The organism is Kribbella sp. NPDC004138, from assembly GCF_053603655.1.
Genome location: NZ_JBSGFZ010000007.1, coordinates 1 through 15,955 on the forward strand (window position 1 = coordinate 1; position 15,955 = coordinate 15,955).

General features: G+C 69.1%; 17 protein-coding genes. 12 read left to right on the plus strand and 5 right to left on the minus strand.

Going from position 1 to position 15,955, the window contains the following annotated elements; all coding sequences use genetic code 11:
• The 9 genes from ACWEOO_RS11225 to ACWEOO_RS11265 all read left to right on the plus strand — a co-directional run.
• On the plus strand, positions 1-259 hold a 259-nt coding region (locus ACWEOO_RS11225; protein WP_452142831.1), incomplete at its 5' end, for a hypothetical protein.
• Between the two features lie 11 nt (positions 260-270).
• Positions 271-1,035, plus strand: a complete 765-nt coding sequence (locus ACWEOO_RS11230; RefSeq protein WP_359930193.1) for an alpha/beta fold hydrolase — start codon at positions 271-273, stop codon at positions 1,033-1,035.
• Positions 1,036-1,141: 106 nt separating this feature from the next.
• On the plus strand, positions 1,142-2,242 hold the full coding sequence (locus ACWEOO_RS11235) for an exo-beta-N-acetylmuramidase NamZ family protein (protein ID WP_452142832.1): 1,101 nt from the start codon (positions 1,142-1,144) through the stop codon (positions 2,240-2,242).
• Complete coding sequence (locus tag ACWEOO_RS11240; RefSeq protein ID WP_452142833.1) at positions 2,239-3,210, plus strand: GNAT family N-acetyltransferase; 972 nt, start codon at positions 2,239-2,241, stop codon at positions 3,208-3,210. Before ACWEOO_RS11235 ends, ACWEOO_RS11240 begins: the two co-directional genes overlap by 4 nt.
• Before the next feature lie 10 nt (positions 3,211-3,220).
• Complete coding sequence (locus ACWEOO_RS11245) at positions 3,221-4,504, plus strand: extracellular solute-binding protein (protein ID WP_452142834.1); 1,284 nt, start codon at positions 3,221-3,223, stop codon at positions 4,502-4,504.
• Positions 4,501-5,439 carry a carbohydrate ABC transporter permease gene (locus ACWEOO_RS11250; protein ID WP_452142835.1) on the plus strand — a complete coding sequence of 313 codons (939 nt, stop codon included), beginning with the start codon at positions 4,501-4,503 and terminating at the stop codon, positions 5,437-5,439. The genes ACWEOO_RS11245 and ACWEOO_RS11250 overlap by 4 nt, the downstream gene beginning before the upstream one ends.
• On the plus strand, positions 5,436-6,311 hold the full coding sequence (locus ACWEOO_RS11255) for a carbohydrate ABC transporter permease (RefSeq protein ID WP_452142836.1): 876 nt from the start codon (positions 5,436-5,438) through the stop codon (positions 6,309-6,311). Before ACWEOO_RS11250 ends, ACWEOO_RS11255 begins: the two co-directional genes overlap by 4 nt.
• 10 nt (positions 6,312-6,321) lie before the next feature.
• Positions 6,322-7,068, plus strand: coding sequence for a PIG-L deacetylase family protein (locus ACWEOO_RS11260; protein WP_355699960.1), 747 nt, complete (start codon positions 6,322-6,324; stop codon positions 7,066-7,068).
• A gap of 34 nt (positions 7,069-7,102) precedes the next feature.
• Positions 7,103-7,861, plus strand: a complete 759-nt coding sequence (locus tag ACWEOO_RS11265) for a carbohydrate deacetylase (protein ID WP_452142837.1) — start codon at positions 7,103-7,105, stop codon at positions 7,859-7,861.
• A gap of 95 nt (positions 7,862-7,956) precedes the next feature.
• On the opposite strand, the gene ACWEOO_RS11270 is transcribed toward ACWEOO_RS11265, so the two are convergent.
• A complete protein-coding gene (locus tag ACWEOO_RS11270) occupies positions 7,957-8,715 on the minus strand; it encodes an AraC family transcriptional regulator (protein ID WP_452142838.1) in 759 nt (252 codons plus the stop codon).
• Positions 8,716-8,780: 65 nt separating this feature from the next.
• Here ACWEOO_RS11270 and ACWEOO_RS11275 point away from each other — a divergent pair, with 65 nt between their 5' ends.
• From ACWEOO_RS11275 to ACWEOO_RS11285, 3 genes are read left to right on the plus strand one after another with little or no spacing between them, the layout of a single operon-like run.
• Positions 8,781-9,542 (plus strand): phytanoyl-CoA dioxygenase family protein, encoded by a 762-nt coding sequence (locus ACWEOO_RS11275; RefSeq protein ID WP_452142839.1) that lies wholly within the window; start codon positions 8,781-8,783, stop codon positions 9,540-9,542.
• 52 nt (positions 9,543-9,594) lie between these two features.
• Positions 9,595-9,801 carry a type II toxin-antitoxin system HicA family toxin gene (locus ACWEOO_RS11280; RefSeq protein ID WP_452142840.1) on the plus strand — a complete coding sequence of 69 codons (207 nt, stop codon included), beginning with the start codon at positions 9,595-9,597 and terminating at the stop codon, positions 9,799-9,801.
• A complete protein-coding gene (locus ACWEOO_RS11285) occupies positions 9,798-10,412 on the plus strand; it encodes a type II toxin-antitoxin system HicB family antitoxin (protein ID WP_452142841.1) in 615 nt (204 codons plus the stop codon). Before ACWEOO_RS11280 ends, ACWEOO_RS11285 begins: the two co-directional genes overlap by 4 nt.
• A gap of 89 nt (positions 10,413-10,501) precedes the next feature.
• Here ACWEOO_RS11285 and ACWEOO_RS11290 read toward each other — a convergent pair whose 3' ends face one another.
• The 4 genes from ACWEOO_RS11290 to ccrA all read right to left on the minus strand — a co-directional run bounded on the left by ACWEOO_RS11290 (position 10,502) and on the right by ccrA (position 15,929).
• Complete coding sequence (locus tag ACWEOO_RS11290; RefSeq protein ID WP_452142842.1) at positions 10,502-10,930, minus strand: hypothetical protein; 429 nt, start codon at positions 10,928-10,930, stop codon at positions 10,502-10,504.
• A 74-nt stretch (positions 10,931-11,004) separates the two neighbouring features.
• Complete coding sequence (locus tag ACWEOO_RS11295) at positions 11,005-12,642, minus strand: AI-2E family transporter (RefSeq protein ID WP_452142843.1); 1,638 nt, start codon at positions 12,640-12,642, stop codon at positions 11,005-11,007.
• Positions 12,639-14,516 (minus strand): transposase, encoded by a 1,878-nt coding sequence (locus tag ACWEOO_RS11300; protein ID WP_452142844.1) that lies wholly within the window; start codon positions 14,514-14,516, stop codon positions 12,639-12,641. Before ACWEOO_RS11300 ends, ACWEOO_RS11295 begins: the two co-directional genes overlap by 4 nt.
• Before the next feature lie 81 nt (positions 14,517-14,597).
• The gene (gene ccrA, locus ACWEOO_RS11305) at positions 14,598-15,929 is read right to left on the minus strand and encodes a crotonyl-CoA carboxylase/reductase (protein WP_359930220.1); all 1,332 of its coding nucleotides are present in this window, start codon (positions 15,927-15,929) and stop codon (positions 14,598-14,600) included.
• Between the last annotated feature and the right edge of the window lie 26 nt (positions 15,930-15,955).

Genomic DNA, 15,955 nt, shown 5'->3' on the forward strand with positions numbered 1-15,955 from the left:
GGTCAGTGACCGGCCGCTGCTCGGTGGTACCCAGTCCCGCGAGGCGAAGGCGGACGGCGAGTGGAACGTCCGGCGGGTCTCCGGATCCGCGTCGGCGAAGTCGTACCGCTGCCCGGGCTGCGACCAGCAGATCCCACCGGCCACCCCGCACGTCGTCGTGTGGCCGGACAACCCCAGCCTGCTCGGCGCCCTCGGCGGTGCGCAGTCCCTCGACGAGCGGCGGCACTGGCACACGGCGTGCTGGCAACGGAGCCGCTGAAAGGTGTGCGGATGAAGCTTCCGGTCACGGCGTACGGCGAGACGGGATCGCCGGTCGTGGTGATGCACGGGCTGTTCGGCTCGGGGCGGAACTGGATGACCGCCGCGCGCCGGCTCGCGGACCGGCACCGAGTGTTCGCGCTCGACCTGCGCAACCACGGCACGTCGCCGCACGTCGCCACGATGAGCTACCCGGAGATGGCCGACGACGTCCGGGAGACGATCGAGTCGCTCGGGGTCGGGCCGGTCGCGCTCGTCGGGCACTCGATGGGCGGCAAGACGGCGATGCTCACCGCGCTGCGGTACCCGGCCGCGGTCGAGCGGCTCGTCGTCGTGGACGCGGCGCCGGTCGCGTACCCGCCGGCGTTCGTCGAGTACGCGCGGGCGATGCGGACCGCCGACCTGTCGTCGGTCACCCGGCGCGCCGAGGTCGACGCCCAGCTCGCGGACGCCGTACCGACGCCGGGGACCCGGGCGTTCCTGCTGCAGAACCTGATCCTGGACTCCGACGGCGCCCGGTGGCGGCCGAACCTGCCGGTGATCGAGGCCGCGCTGCCGGCCATCTCCGGCTGGCCCGCGGTCGAGGGGCTGCACTACGACGGACCGACGCTGTTCATCTACGGCGGCAAGTCCGACTACGTCCAGCAGGACCACCGCGCGACCATCGCGACGTACTTCCCGCACGTCCAGTACGCCGAGGTACCCGAGGCCGGCCACTGGGTCCACGCCGAACGCCTCGACGACTTCCTGGCGGCTCTGACACCGTTCCTCCCGTGACCCCGGCAAACGGTTGTCAGTAATCCATTGACCTCTGACTGGCTGCGTCGGTAAGTTTTCAACCCAGTTCCTGCAGGATCCACGATCTGGGTTGGGTGTGGTGGCGATGGTGGTCCGGACCGGCGCGCAGCGGCTGGCCGAGGACCCGGGGCTGGTGCCGGACGGGCGCCTGGGACTGATCACGAACTTCACTGGCGTGCTGCCGGATCTCACGCCGACGCCGGTGGCGCTGCGTGCGGCCGGGCTGCCGTTGACGGCGCTGTTCGGTCCCGAGCACGGCCTCCGCGGTACGGCGCAAGCGGGTCAGAGCGAAGGCGAGGGCGTCGACCCGGACACCGGGCTCCCGGTCTTCGACACGTACCGGCGCAAGGGGCGAGAGCTCGACGACCTGTTCTCCGGCGTCGACGTGCTGCTGTTCGACATCCAGGACATCGGGACGCGGTTCTACACCTACATCTGGACGATGTACGACTGCCAGCAGGCGGCCGCGCGGCTCGGTCTGCCGTTCGTCGTGCTTGACCGGCCGAACCCGCTCGGGGGAGTTCGCGTCGAAGGGCCGATCCTGCAGCCAGGGTTCGAGAGCTTCGTCGGGCGGGCGCCGATCCCGCTGCGGCACGGGCTCACGGCCGGCGAACTCGCCCGGCAACTGGGGGAGGCGACGGTCGTCGAGCTGGAGGGGTGGACGCGAGACAGCCGCGGCGTCGAGCCGTGGGTGCCGCCGTCGCCGAACATGCCGACGCCGGACACGGCCCTGGTCTACCCCGGCACGGGTCTCTTCGAGGGCACGAACCTCAGCGAGGGCCGCGGTACGACGCGACCGTTCGAGACGATCGGCGCGCCGTACGTCGACGACCGGCTGGTGCCGGCACTGCGGGCGTGCGAGCTGCCCGGCGTGATCTTCCGGCGGACGTGGTTCGAGCCGGTGTTCCACAAGTACGCCGGCCAGGCGCTGTCCGGCGTACAGCTGCATGTCGTGGACCGGGACGCGTTCGAGCCGGTGCGGACCGCGCTGGTGATGCTGCGGGTGCTCAACGAGCTGTATCCCGACGACTTCGACCTGCTGCCGTCGCTGGACAAGCTGTGGGGTTCGGACTCGCTGCGGAAGGCGCTGGAGGCGGGCGACGACCCGGTCGAGCTCTTGCCCGCGGCAACGACACCGTCCGGCTGGGTGCGTCCCGACGTCCTGCTCTGCGGAGGAGCCTCATGATTCGTTCGTTCCAGGTCGGTGACGGTCCGGCGCTCGCCGCGGCGTGGACCGCCGCCGCGCCGGCCGATCCGATCGGCTACCAGCGCTTCCGGGACCTGTTCCTGCTCGACCGCAACTTTGATGCGGCCGGCCTCCAGGTAGCCGTGATCAATGATCAGATCATCGGCGCCGCGTACGCCGTCCGCCGCCTGATCGCCGTCGACGCCGACGACCTGGAGCCTGCGTCCGGCTGGATCCCGTTCTTCTTCGTGCACCCGTCGTTCCGGGGACAGAGGATCGGCCGCGACTTGTTGTCCGCGGCAATGGACTGGCTCCGGTCGCAGGGCCGGTCCGAGGTGTTCTTCTCGTCGTACACCCCGAACTACTTCCTCCCCGGCCTGGACGCGGAGCGTTACCCACAGGCCGCCCGGCTGCTCGGCGCTCTGGGCTTCGAGCGCCGGTACGACGCGGTCGCGATGGACCGCGGCCTGGTCGGGTACGCCGTTCCGGACGACGTCCGGGAGCGGATCGACGCCCTGACGGCCGAGGGCTACACGTTCGGCACACCGTCCGGCGACGAGCTGACCGCGCTGATCGCGATCGCCGGCGCGGAGTTCAACCCGGACTGGGCGCGCGCGATCCGCGAAGGCGTCGTGTCCGGACTGCCACTCGATCGCATCGTGGTGGCACGCCAAAACGGTCAAGCACAGTCCGGCCGGGCGATCCTCGGCTGGGCGATGCACGGGACGTACGAGGCGGTGATCGACCGGTTCGGTCCGTTCGGCGTCCTGCCGGCCTCCCGCGGCACCGGGCTCGGGAAGGTGCTGCTGCACCTGACGCTCGAACGGATGGTCGCCGCCGGCGCGCACAGCGCCTGGTTCCTGTGGACCGGCGAGAAGTCCGCCGCCGGGCAGCTGTACCTGAAGACGGGGTTCGAGATCACCCGCACGTTCACCATCCTCCGGGCGCCCCTGCACCCGGCTGGCTGAAAGGAGTGACATGAGCATCGCCAGAGGTTTGCGGCTTGCTGTTGTCCTGGGGCTCCTCGCTACGGCCGCTGCCTGCGGCGGCGGCAGCGGCTCGGGCGGCAGTGGCGACAAGGTCGAGCTGACACTGCTGAGCCACTACAGCGACGGCCCGTCGAAGGACGGGCTGGACAAGATGATCCAGCAATGGAACAAGGACAACCCGAAGATCCAGGTGAAGGCGCAGGTGGTCAAGTTCGACGACCTGCTGACCACGATGACAGTTCGGCAGACCGGCGGTCGCGGCGCCGACATCGTCAGCGCGTACGGCCTGTGGGGCGGCCAGCTGATGAAGGCGAACGTCGTCGCGAAGGTCCCGGACGATATCGCCACGAAGATCAAGGCCGAGTACAGCCCGGCCGCGCTCGGCGCCGTCACCACCGGCGACACGTTGCTCGGCTACCCGACCGAGCTGAACACCTACGTGCTCTTCTACAACAAGAAGATCCTCGCCGCGGCCGGTGTCGCCAAACCGCCGACGACCTGGGCCGAGCTCGCCGACGCGGCCCGCAAGACCGTCAAGCGTGATGCTAAAGGCAACATTCAGGTCGAAGGCCTGAGCCTGATCCAGGACGGCGACAACAAGTCGGTGCATCCGTTCCTGTCGCTGCTCGACGCGGCCGGCGGGAAGTTCCTCGGCCCGGACGGTACGCCGCAGTTCGACAACGCCGAGGGCAAGGCGGCGCTGAAGTTCGAGGCCGACCTGGCCGCCGCGAAGGCGACCAACCCCTCGATCATGCCGACCAAGCAGTTCCGCAGCGGCGGGGTCGCGATGGCGATCCAGGCCGGCTGGTGGATCGGCAGCCTGAAGACCCAGATGAAGGACAAGTACGGCACCGATGTCGGGGTGACCGCGATCCCCGGTCCGACGCCGGGCAGCAAGGGCTCGCTGGCGTACGGGTTCTTCATGGGCGTGAACCAGCGCAGCAAGCACGCGGACGAGGCGTGGAAGTTCCTCACCTGGATGAACGAGCACAAGGCGGCCGAGGGTAACGTCACGGAGACCGGCAAGTGGCTGGCCGACCAGGGCCTGATCCCGCCGCGGACTGCCGACCAGGCGGAGTACAAGAAGTCGCTGTCCGACCCGAACCTGGCGCCGATCTACGACGCCGCGACGTACGCGATGGCCGAGCCGAACCAGCCGGGTGCGTACGAGGCGAAGACCGCGCTGCACAACGCGCTCATGGGTGTGCTCGCCGACGGCAAGAGCCCGGACGACGCGCTGGCGCAGGCCGCCAAGGCGGTCAAACCGCAATGACGACCGCGGTCAGCAGGGTCGGTGCCGTCGCGGCGCCGGCCCGGCGGCCCGGCAAGCTGCATCGCGAGGGACGGGCCGCGTACCTCTTCCTCGCGCCGGCGCTGCTGTTCTTCTGCGTGTTCCTGATCCTCCCGTTCATCTTCGCGATCGTGCTCGCGTTCTCGGACTGGGGCGGATTCGACCTCGGCACGCTGAAATGGTCCGGGATCGGGAACTTCCGCGAGGTGCTGAGCTTCGACGGGACCTTCGTCAAGCCGATCCTGGTGAACACGCTGCTGTTCGCGTTCGGCTCGGTGTTCCTGGCGACGTTCGGGTCGGTGCTCGTGGCCTACTGCATCGACCGGCTGGCGTTCCCGGGGTTCTGGCGGGTGCTGTACTTCCTGCCGGTCGTCGCCACGGTCGTGGCCATCGGCAACGTGTGGAAGATGATGTACCAGCCGGCCGGGCTGATCAACGGCATACTCAACAAGCTCGGCGTGAACAGCGTCGGCTTCCTGTCCGACTCGTCGTACGCGCTGCCGTCGGTGACCGTCGTACACGCCTGGGCCTCGATCGGCGGCGCTGTGCTGATCCTGACCGCGGGGCTGAAGGGGATCCCGGAGATGTACTACGAGGCGGCCGAGGTGGACGGCGCGAACTCGTGGCACCTGTTCTGGTCGATCACCCTGCCGTTGCTCCGGCCGGCGTTGCTGTTCGTGCTGATCACGCAATTCATCGGCGGGCTGCAGTCGTTCGCGCTGATCATCGTCATGACCGGCGACGGCGGGCCGGTGAACGCGACCAACGTCGCGGCGTTCGAGATGTACCAGCGGGCCTTCAAGTACGGAGCCTGGGGGACGGCCAGCGCGATGGCGATGGTGTTGTTCGTGATCATCCTGGCGATCACGCTGCTGCAGCTGAGGATCGCCCGGCGGCGCGGAGAGGAGACCTCGTGAAGCGGCGCGGCAGGTTCCCGTGGTTCGCGTACCTGGTGGTGGTGCTGGGCGGCGTCGCGATGGTGATGCCGTTCCTCGACATGGTGATGAGCTCGTTCAAGGGCCCCGGCGAGTACGGCGTGATCCCGTACAAGCTGCTGCCGTCGTCGTTCGGCCTGGACAACTACCGCGAGGCGTTCTCACAGCTGGAGCTCCCGCGGTTGTTCCGCAACAGCGTCATCGTCACGGTCAGCGTGACCGTGTCGGTGCTGATCACGTCGGCGCTGGCCGGGTACGCGCTGGCCAAGCTGCGGTTCCGCGGCCGCGCGGTGATCTTCCGGTTCATCCTCGCGACCATGATGCTGCCGCCGTTCCTGCTGCTGATCCCGACGTTCTTGATCATGCTCAACTGGCCGTTGGCCGGCGGCAACGACATCCTCGGCCGCGGCGGTGACGGCGGGCTGACCACCAGCCTGCTCGCGCTGATCCTGCCGTTCACGGTGTCCGGCTTCGGGATCTTCCTGATGCGCCAGTTCATGGTCTCGCTGCCGGACGAGATGCTCGAGGCGGCCAAGATCGACGGCGCGAACCAGTGGCAGACCTGGCGGCTGATCGTGCTGCCGCAGACCAAGCCGGTCGCGATCACACTCGGCCTGATCACGTTCATCGGCACCTGGAACGAGTACATCTGGACGCTGCTGATCTCGTCCTCGGACCCCTCGTTGCAGACGCTGCCGGTCGGCATCCAGCTGCTGCAGAGCTTCCTCGACCCGGACCGCACGATGCCGATCGTGATGGCCGGCCTGGTGATCAGCACGCTGCCGGTGCTGGTCGTGTTCCTGATGTTCCAGAAGTACTACGTGCGTGGCGTCGTACTCAGCGGCCTGAAGTGAGGAGACCCTTGTGACCAGAACAGTGCTCGCCGTCGGGGCGCACATCGGCGACATGGACCTGACCGCCGGGCCGACCCTGGCCAAGCTCGTGCTCGAGGGCGCGTCGGCGACGATCGTCGCGCTGACGCCGGGCGAACGCGGTCACCCGCGGATGACTCCGGCGGAGTACAAGACGCAGAAGATTGCGGAGGGTACGGCGTTCGCGGAGGCGATCGGCGCGGACTTCACGGTGCTCGACCACAGCGACGGGTTCCTCCCGTCGACCGACGACGTGGCGCTGCAACTGGCCCAGATCATCCGCGAGAAGCAGCCCGACACGATCATCACGCACTGGAAACACTCCATCCACCGCGACCACGAACACACCGCGGTGCTCGCCGAGCGCGCCCGTTTCCTGGCCGGGCTGCCACTCTCGGCCGACGACGACTTCCCGGCGATCACGGCGTACCCGGAACTCGCCGCGAAGGTGGCGGCGCTGCCCCGGCACGGCGTCCGATCGTTCCTGCACGCCGAGAACTGGGAGGACATGGAGGGCTTCACGCCGTCGCTGTACGTCCCGATCCCCGACGAGGCCTTCTACCTCTGGGTGAACGCCATCCGCCACCAGGCCTTCGCGCGCGGCGAGACGTACGGCTTCCGCTACATCGACTACTACACCGCCCTGATGACCACCCGCGGCTGCCTCGCGTCGTACCCGCGCGCTTGCGCGTTCCACACCAGCCAGTCCCCGGAGGTCAGCAAGCTCGCGGGTCCGTAGATTACGTCGTGCTGGTGATCGAGAGGAGTGGGCTGTGGCTAAGGTTCGGTTGGTCGTTCAGTCGGACGATTTCGGGATGTGTCATGCGGTGAACGCCGGCACGGTGCAGGCGTTCCGCGAGGGGATCGTGACGCAGGTGTCGACCATGGCGGCCTGTCCGTGGTTCACCGAGGCGGCGGCCCTGGCGCGGGAGTTCTCGATCCCGGTGGGCGTGCATCAGACGTTGACGTGCGAGTGGGACAACCTGCGCTGGCGGCCGTTGACGGACGGGGCGTCGCTGGTGGGGGAGGACGGCACATTCCGGCGTACCGTGGCCGAGGCCGCGGCGGGCATTTCCCCCGAGGACGCGGTGCGGGAGCTGTCCGCGCAGGCGGCGAAGTTCGCCGCCGAGGGACTGACGCCCGAGTACCTCGACTTCCACATGGGATCGTCGGTGCCGTCGGCGTACGACGAGGTGTCCGCGGCGCTCGGCAAGCCGTTCATCTACGGGCCGGACTGGTCGTCCCGCTTCGCGTCGATCGAGATCCTGAGCGACCGCGACGCCGCGGACAAGAAGCCGTGGATGCTCGCGTATCTCGACGCGCTCACCCCCGGCGTACACCTCCTCGTCACCCACTGCGCCGCCGCCGACCCCGAACTCACCGCCCTCCACCGCCCCGGCTCCGACACCTACCGCTGGGCCGAGGAATACCGCCTCTCCGACCAGGCCACCGTCCTCGACCCCGACATCCACCAGTCGATCAAGGACCGCGGATTCGAGCTAACGACCGTCCAAGCCGCCTTCGCCAGCTGACCTCTGCCCGCCGAGTCGTGGATTTCGGCTGTCGTTGTCAGCACAATTCACGACTCGGCGATCGGGGGCGGAGCCAATCGCCACGACTCGACGGGTCAGCGCTGCGGGCCGGTCGCACGTAAGGCGCCTGGTGGGGCGCCGGTCGCGGACTTGACGTGACGGGTCAGGTGGCTGACCGAGTGGTAGCCCGTCAGGTCGGCTACGGCTTGGAGGGGAAGGGTCGAGTTGCGGATGTGGGCGAGGGCGTGGCGTAGGCGGACTGCCTGGAGCGCTGCCTGGGGGCTCGTCTTGCGGAGGCGGGCGAACGCGGCCCGGAGGCCGGAGGGTGAGATGCCTAGGTCGGCTGCGACCTGGGTGATGCGGAGGCCGGTGGCGAAGCGTTCCTCGAAGAGCTGTTCTGCTTGGGCGACCAGTTGTTCGGCCGGTGTCTGCGGTGGGGTGGCTGCGGCGCGTTTCAGGCGGAGGTCCAGTTCGGCGAGGAGCAGCGAGCGGATTTCGCCGTCGGTTTCCCGGACCAGGGTGTCGAACACGCGGCGCAGGGTGTGGTCGGTGTCGTCGTAGCACAGGCGCGGCCACGGGTGGGTGGTTGCGGCGTCCACCTGGAGGAAGCGGTTCGCGTACCCGGTGCGGCTCAGCTCGGCGTGCCACGTGTGCGGCGGGGTGAGGAGCACGGTGCCGGGCGTGGCGTCGTACGTCTCGTCGCCGACGGGGCAGGTGATCCGGCCGCGAACGTAGTACACGAGCTCCCATGAGGTGTGTGCGTGCGGCGGGTAGTCCTTGCCGGGCGCGGCGGTGTGGACGCCGGCGCCGAGGAGTCGTGGCGATTTGTGCACAAGCCCTGTCGCCTCCTGCATTGTTTCGCGGGTACGTCGGGTCGATGCTGGCATCGATTCGTGCATCTTGTGAAGGAGTGCTTGGGATGGATATGACGACCGCGCTGCGCGAGCTCGGCGTGACCGACGACGTACTCACGCAGGACGAGAAGGACCAGCTCGACCGCGACGGGTACCTGCCGCTGGAGGGAATCCTGACGGCGGACGAGGTGGCCGCGATCAACGAACGGCTGGCCGAACTGACCGCCGCCGAGGGGGACCGGGCCGGCCTGGAGGTGCATCAGGAGAAGGGCACGGACCGGCTCGCGGACCTGGTCAACAAGGACCCGAGGTTCGAGGTGTGCTTCAGCCACGCGCGGGTGCTGGCGGCGATGCGGCACGTACTGGGCGAGTTCCGGCTGTCGTCGCTCAACAGCCGCGCGGCACTACCCGGCGAAGGGCACCAGGCTCTGCACGCCGACTCCGGCCATCCGGTCGAGCCGGGTGCGTACGAGGTCTGCAACTCGATCTGGCTCCTCGACGACTTCACCCCCGAGAACGGCGCGACCCGCGTCGTCCCCGGCTCCCACCGCCGCGGCACCATGCCCGCCGACGAAATGCCGGACCCCGCCGCCCCCCACCCCGACCAGATCCAACTCACCGGCCGAGCGGGCACCGTAGTCATCTTCAACAGCCACCTCTGGCACGGCGGCACCCAAAACCACACCGACAAACCCCGCCGAGCCATGCACTCCTACTTCGCCCTACGCCACCTGCCCCAGCAACTCGACCAGCAGTCCTACCTCCGCGTGAACACCTACAACCGCCTGACCCCCGCCCAGCACTACATCCTCGACGTCACCGCCTGAGCGTTCCGTCTACCCGATTTGCCTTGAAAGTGTCTAGCGATAGCCTAAAATCATGGTCAGTGAGCAGCCGACACGGAAGATCGTGAAGGCGTTCAGGGGCGCCGGTTGGCGGCGGGTCAGGACGGAGGGTTCGCACAGCTTGTACGAATGTTCCTGCGGGCAGCACACGTTCGTGCTGCCGGACGGCCACCGGATGATCTCTCCGGGGATCGTCCGGAAGGTCGAGAAGGCACTCGCCGAGTGTGAGGAGGAGCGGTGAAGACCTACGAGGTGACGGTCAGTCGGGAGGACCGTTGGTGGATGGTTGCTGTTCCGGAGCTCGGGGGAGTGACGCAGGCCCGGCGGTTGGACGAGGTCGAGCGGATGGCTCGGGAATTCATCGCGGTGTCCACCGACGTTCCGCTCTCGAAGGTCGCGGTCGAGGTGACCGGAATCGAGGCCGACGGGCAGAACCTGCTCGAGGCGAAGACCCTGGTCGACGGCCTTCGTCGCCGGGCGAGAGACCTCGAGGCGCTCGTCGCCGAGCTCACCCGGGAGGTTGCGTCCACCCTCGCGGACGCGAGCGTTCCCGTGCGCGATGTGAGCAGCGTCCTCGGCGTCTCCCACCAACGTGTCTCGCAGTTGGTGCAGGCAGCCGTAAACGAAGAATCCGGCCGGAAGGTGATGCGACAGGCGCGGCACGAGTTCGCCCACGACCTCGTCATCAGCCTCGACGACGGACGATCCCTCCAACTGATCGAGATCACCGAACCGAAGCGCAGCCGGACCGCAAAACCGGAGATCGAACAGGGCGCCCGGGAGAACGATCGTCGGGTTCGGAAGGCCGTGCGTCCCCGCTCGTCCAAGCGCACCAGCCCAGCCGCTCGCTGACCTCGTGCGCGTAGACCGATGAGGAGCTATCGAGTGCATGCGGCCGACGTCCGGTCGGCCTGTCGCGTAGAGATTGCGAGAGTGCTTGGCTAGCGCCCCATCTCCTCGCTGGCGGCGGCGGTAACCTCGGCCACACGGCCGGCTAACAGCGGCGGCAACGGCAGGTGTACGAGCTGTATGCCGTCGACGAGCGCCCCAGCTACCTCGGTCGAGAGGTATTCGAGGAAGTCGGCGTTGGTGACGACCAGCAGCCGATGACGTGACTGCACGAGCGACAAGTAGTACAGCTCGGCGATCGCGTAGCGCAGCTTGCCGACCGGCTTCCTGCCGCCCGAGGTTGCGCCTGAGCTGTTGAGAACGGTGGCGACGACGGTGCCATCGGATGCGACAGCGTTGAAAGACCTCGTGCCACCGGTGAGTAGACGAACTGTGTTCTTGGCGAAGGGAACGCCGTACTGTCGCTCGAGGTCACCCCGAGCCCAGTCGATTGCCTCCTGCAGCGCAGCAGTGTTTGCCACCGGCTGAGCGTACCGTGCATCCGCTCGCCATCCGAGCTGTTGAGCTCGAGGTCGATCCTCGAGCTCAACGGCTCTCAGGAGGCGTCGGCTTTGCGGACCCAGACTTCTCGGATGATGAGGAGGATGGCGGCGGCGGAGGGGATGGCGAGGAGGGCGCCGACGACGCCGAGGAGGGCGCCGCCGAGGAGGGCGGCGATGACGGTGACGGCGCCGGGGATGTCGACGGCGCGGCGCATGATGCGCGGGGCCACGATGTAGTTCTCGACCTGCTGGTAGATGATGCCGTAGATCAGGCAGGCGATACCGATCCAGAGACCGCCGGTGAAGCCGATCAGGGAGACCACGACGACGCCGATCAGGCCGCCGACCATCGGGATGAAGTCGCAGAACATCACCACGATCGCCAGCGCCACGGCGTACTCACGCAGGCCGATGATCTCCAGGAAGATGAACATGCAGACACCGGCGCACAGCGCCACCATGAACTGGCCGCTGACGTAGCCGCCGACCCGGCCGAGGACCTCGTCGCCGAGGATCGAGACGCGGGTACGGCGGGTGCGGGGAACCAGGCTGTACGCCGCGCGCTTCACCGAGGGGAGCGACGCGAGGAAGTACAGCGTCAGCACCAGGATCGTGAACGTGTTGAACAGCGCGCCCGCGACCACCCTGCCGACACCGAGGATCCCGCCGAACGCGCGCTGCGCCAGCGCCGGGTCCTGGATGTAGTCCTGGGCCTTCTGGATGAAGTGGTACTTGTTGTCGAGCTCGTTGAGGGTCTTCGACTTGGTCAGCAGGTCGAGCCACTCGGGTGCGTTCTTGATCAGGCTGTTGATCTGGTCGGTGACCACCGGCACGATCGCGAACCCGACGCCGGCGACCGCGAGGATCATCAGCAGGAACACGACGCCGACCGACAGACCGCGCTTCAGGCCGCGGCGCATGAACCACTCGACGAGCGGGTTCAGGCCGACGGCGATGAACATCGAGACCAGCAGCAGGATCAGGACCGAGCGGGCCTGGCCGGCCGCGTTCCACAGGCCCCAGGCGACGAGCACGCCGAGCGCGGCGAAGAAGCCGAACGTGAACGGGTTGCCGCGGCGCAGCGGCGGGCCCGGCGTACCCATACCGACCGACGGATGCCGCTGCTCGATCAGCAGCTCGTCCGCGATGTCCGTATCCGCCAGATGCCCAGCCGCCGCAGCCTCCTCCGCGGAGACATCAGCCTTGTCGGCCGACACGTCCGCCTTGTCGGCGAAGGCGTCGGCCTCGTCGGCTGAAGCATCCGCCTGCCGCGCCGAGTCCGCCGCCTCGTCGGACGACACGTCCGCAGCGCGTGCGGAGTCGGCTGCCTGGTCGGATGACGAGTCGGCGGCGCGTGCGGAGTCGGTCGCCTCGTCCGCGGAGGAGTCGGCCGCGCGTGCGGAGCGGGCTGCCTCGTCGGACGACACGTCCGCGGTGTGTGCGGAGCCGGCTGCCTCGTCTGCGGAGGAGTCGGCGGAGCGGGCGGCGTCGGTGGCCTTGTCCGCGGAGGAGTCGGCGGCTTCGGCTGCGGCCTCCGCCTCGTTGGCGGAGGTGGTGGCTTGGGTGGCGGCTTGTTCGCTCTTGCCGGCGGCGGCTTCGGCCTTGGCGGCCGCGGACTTCGCTTCGCGCGTCGCCTCGGCGAGGTCCGCGTCCGGGGTCGCTGTGGAGGTGTCGTCGCCGGGTGGCGTCACATCTTGTCCTTCGGGGATCGCGCGCTCGAGGTGGTCGTGGTGTCGCCCGCGGACGGCGTGCTCCCGGACTTCGCCGGGGCGGACGGCCGCGTCTGGCCCCGAGTCTCCTCGCTCGCGAGGTCACTCAGCCGGAACTCGTCCACCATCGTGGAGTCCTTCGGCTCCTCGGCGTCCTCCGCGGCGTCGTCGGCGTCGGCCGGCCCGCCGGCGGACCGGCTGGTCTTGTCCGCGAGGTCGTCGGCGTCCTTCGGGTCGACGCGCAGATTGGTGTCGATCCGGGTCTCGTCGACGCGCGCGTCCCCGGCCCCGGCACCGACGAACGGGCTCGCGCCGGTGAACGGCCCCTCTTCGTCGTCGTCGTACGGCGTGTCGCTCGAGCCGGACGCGGCCGGCGTCGCTCCGGGGAAGGGGTTGTCCTCCGGAGTGGTCGCCGGGTACGGGTTGTCGTCGTCGGCCGGAGCATCAGCCGGGGACTCCGCAGGGAACGCGGCCGAGCCGGCACCGGACGCCGCAACATCGGACGTGACCGAGCCCGACGAAGCCTCAGGCGCGAACGTGCCGGCAGCCGAGCTCGACGAAGCCTCGGGCGAGAACGCGCCAGCAGCCGGGCTCGAGGTGGCCTCGGGGGAGAACGTGGACGACCCCTCTCCGGAGAACGGGCTCACCGCCGGGCCCTCGGAAGCGAACGGGCTGCCCGCGCTGGAGCCGGGTGTGCCGAACGGGCTGCCGCCCTGGGTCCCGCGGCCGGACGGACCGTTGTCCGCGAGACCGGACGACGACTCGGTGCCCCGGGCAAACGGGTTCACGTACGGCGCCGCGGCGGTCTCGGAGTCGAGCTCGGCCGCCTGGCGGGCGATGTTGCTGGCGATCTCGTTCAGGCCGGCGATCTGGGTGAGGATGCCGTCTCGGCGCTTCGCCAGCCGCTCGGTCTCGCGGGCGACGACGGTCCGGGACCGCTCCGCCTCGTCGGCGGCGTTCGCGAGCTCGGCCTCGGCGCGGGTCCGCGCGGTGGTCAGCAGCTGCTCGGCCTCCCGGCGGGCGCGCGACAGCGTCCGCTCGGCCGACTCCTCGGCCTCGGCGCGGACCTTGCGGGCCTGCTCGGTCGCCTCGGCCACCCGGCGCTCGGACGCCTCGGCGGCCTCCTTCATCTGGGTGGTCAGGTTCTCGGTGTCAGCGGCGATCTGCTGGTGCTTGTCGGCGAGCTCCTTGGCCTGCTGCTCGCGCTCGTCCGCCAGCCGCGCCCGCAGCGCCGCCGACTCGCGCTGGATCGCGGTCCGGATCTTCTCGGCCTCGTGCAGCGCGCCGTTCTTGAGCGTGCTGGACTGCGACTCGGCCGTCAGTTGCAGCTGCTCCGCCTTCCGCTGGGCCGCCTGCAGGACCTCGGCCGCCTCGGTCTCCGCGGTCCGCCGCAGCTCGGCCGCATCACCCTCCGCCGTACGCCGCATGCTGTCGGCCTCGTTGAGCGCGACGGTCCGGATGTCCTCGGCCTCGCGGTCGCCGGTCGCGCGCGCGGCCGACGCCTCCTTGGCGGCGTTCGCGCGCAGCTCCTCGGCCTCGCGCTTGGCCTCCTCGAGCGCCTCGGACGCCTGGTCCTGGGCGAGCCGGAGGATCTGCGCGGCGCGGTCGCCGAGCCCGGCGTACGACGGGTTGGCGCTGGCCTCCAGCTGACGCCGGGTCTCCTCGAGCTGCTGCTGCATCGGCGCGACGCTCTGCTGCAGGCTGTCGGCGCGGTTGCGGGCCTCGACCAGCTGCATCTCCAGCGCGCGGACGTAGTCGTCCACGGCCTGCTTGTCGTACCCGCGGCGGCTGACCGGGAAGCCCCCGGCCGCGGTCGCCGTGCGATCGAAGAACGGCAGGCTCGACTCGTCAGGCATTTCCCGAGATTCCCTTCTGGCGGCTTTCAGTGAATCCCCCACCATAAGCCTGTCAGAACCCGGTTCAAACGCCCAATCGCACTACCTGTTACGGAAGCGATTAATGGCGTCCAGGTGCTTGTCGCGCAGTGCGGTGTCGCGGACGCCGAGGCCTTCGGTGGGGGCCAGGGTGAGGACGCCGACCTTGCCCTGGTGCAGGTTGCGGTGCACGTCGTACGCCGCCTGCGCGGTGTCCTCGAGCGGGTAGACCTTGCTGACGGTCGGGTGCACCATGCCCTTGGCGATTAGCCGGTTCGCCTCCCAGGCCTCGCGGTAGTTGGCGAAATGAGAGCCGATGATCCGCTTCAGGTTCATCCACAGGTACCGGTTGTCGTACTCGTGCATGAATCCCGACGTCGACGCACACGTCACGATCGTCCCGCCGCGCCGCGCGACGTACACCGAGGCACCGAACGTCTCCCGGCCCGGGTGCTCGAACACGATGTCCGGGTCGTCGCCGCCGGTCAGCTCCCGGATCCGCGCGCCGAGCCGCTTCCATTCCTTCGGGTCCTGGGTGGTCTCGTCCTTCCAGAACCGGTATCCCTCGGCCGACCGGTCGATGATCAGCTCGGCGCCCATCGCGCGGCAGATCTCGGCCTTCTCCGGCGACGACACCACGCAGACCGGGATCGCGCCGCCGTTCAGCGCGAACTGGGTGGCGTACGACCCCAGGCCGCCGGACGCGCCCCAGATCAGCACCACGTCGCCCTGCTTCATGTTGGCGCCGTTGGCCGACACCAGCTGGCGGTACGCCGTGCTGTTCACGAGGCCGGGGGACGCCGCCTCCTCCCAGGTCAGGTGCGCGGGCTTCGGCATCAGCTGGTTGGACTTCACCAGCGCCAGCTCCGCCAGGCCGCCGAAGTTCGTCTCGAAGCCCCAGATCCGCTGCTCGGAGTCGAGCATCGTGTCGTTGTGCCCGTCCGGCGACTCCAGTTCGACCGACAGGCAGTGCGCGACCACCTCGTCGCCCGGCTTCCACGCGTTCACGCCCGGGCCGGTCCGCAGGACGACGCCGGCGAGGTCGGAGCCGACCACGTGGTACGGCAGGTCGTGCCGGGCGGTCAGCGGCGACAGCTTCCCGTACCGCTTCAGGAACGAGAACGTCGAGACCGGCTCGAAGATGGACGTCCAGACGGTGTTGTAGTTGATCGCGCTGGCCATCACCGCGACCAGCGCCTCGCCCGGGCCGAGCTCGGGGGTCGGGACGTCGTCGAGGTGCAGGCTTTTGCGCGGGTCCTTCTCCTTCGCGTCCAGGCCCTCGAACATCGTCGCCTCGTCGGCGTGCACGGTGATGCCCCGGTAGTGGTCCGGTACGTCGAGCTCACCGACGGCGGCAGTGTCGCCGGAGAGGATCGCATCGAGGATCTGCTTCACGAAAGTACCTCCTGGAACGGCGGTCT

Coding starts and splice junctions, on each gene's coding strand:
- ACWEOO_RS11270 (WP_452142838.1), bottom strand. CDS start 8,715: ATGCAGGAGGCGACAGGGCTTGTGCACAAATCGCCACGACTCCTCGGC.
- ACWEOO_RS11245 (WP_452142834.1), top strand. CDS start 3,221: ATGAGCATCGCCAGAGGTTTGCGGCTTGCTGTTGTCCTGGGGCTCCTC.
- ACWEOO_RS11240 (WP_452142833.1), top strand. CDS start 2,239: ATGATTCGTTCGTTCCAGGTCGGTGACGGTCCGGCGCTCGCCGCGGCG.
- ACWEOO_RS11235 (WP_452142832.1), top strand. CDS start 1,142: ATGGTGGTCCGGACCGGCGCGCAGCGGCTGGCCGAGGACCCGGGGCTG.
- ACWEOO_RS11230 (WP_359930193.1), top strand. CDS start 271: ATGAAGCTTCCGGTCACGGCGTACGGCGAGACGGGATCGCCGGTCGTG.
- ACWEOO_RS11275 (WP_452142839.1), top strand. CDS start 8,781: ATGGATATGACGACCGCGCTGCGCGAGCTCGGCGTGACCGACGACGTA.
- ACWEOO_RS11300 (WP_452142844.1), bottom strand. CDS start 14,516: ATGCCTGACGAGTCGAGCCTGCCGTTCTTCGATCGCACGGCGACCGCG.
- ACWEOO_RS11280 (WP_452142840.1), top strand. CDS start 9,595: ATGGTCAGTGAGCAGCCGACACGGAAGATCGTGAAGGCGTTCAGGGGC.
- ACWEOO_RS11250 (WP_452142835.1), top strand. CDS start 4,501: ATGACGACCGCGGTCAGCAGGGTCGGTGCCGTCGCGGCGCCGGCCCGG.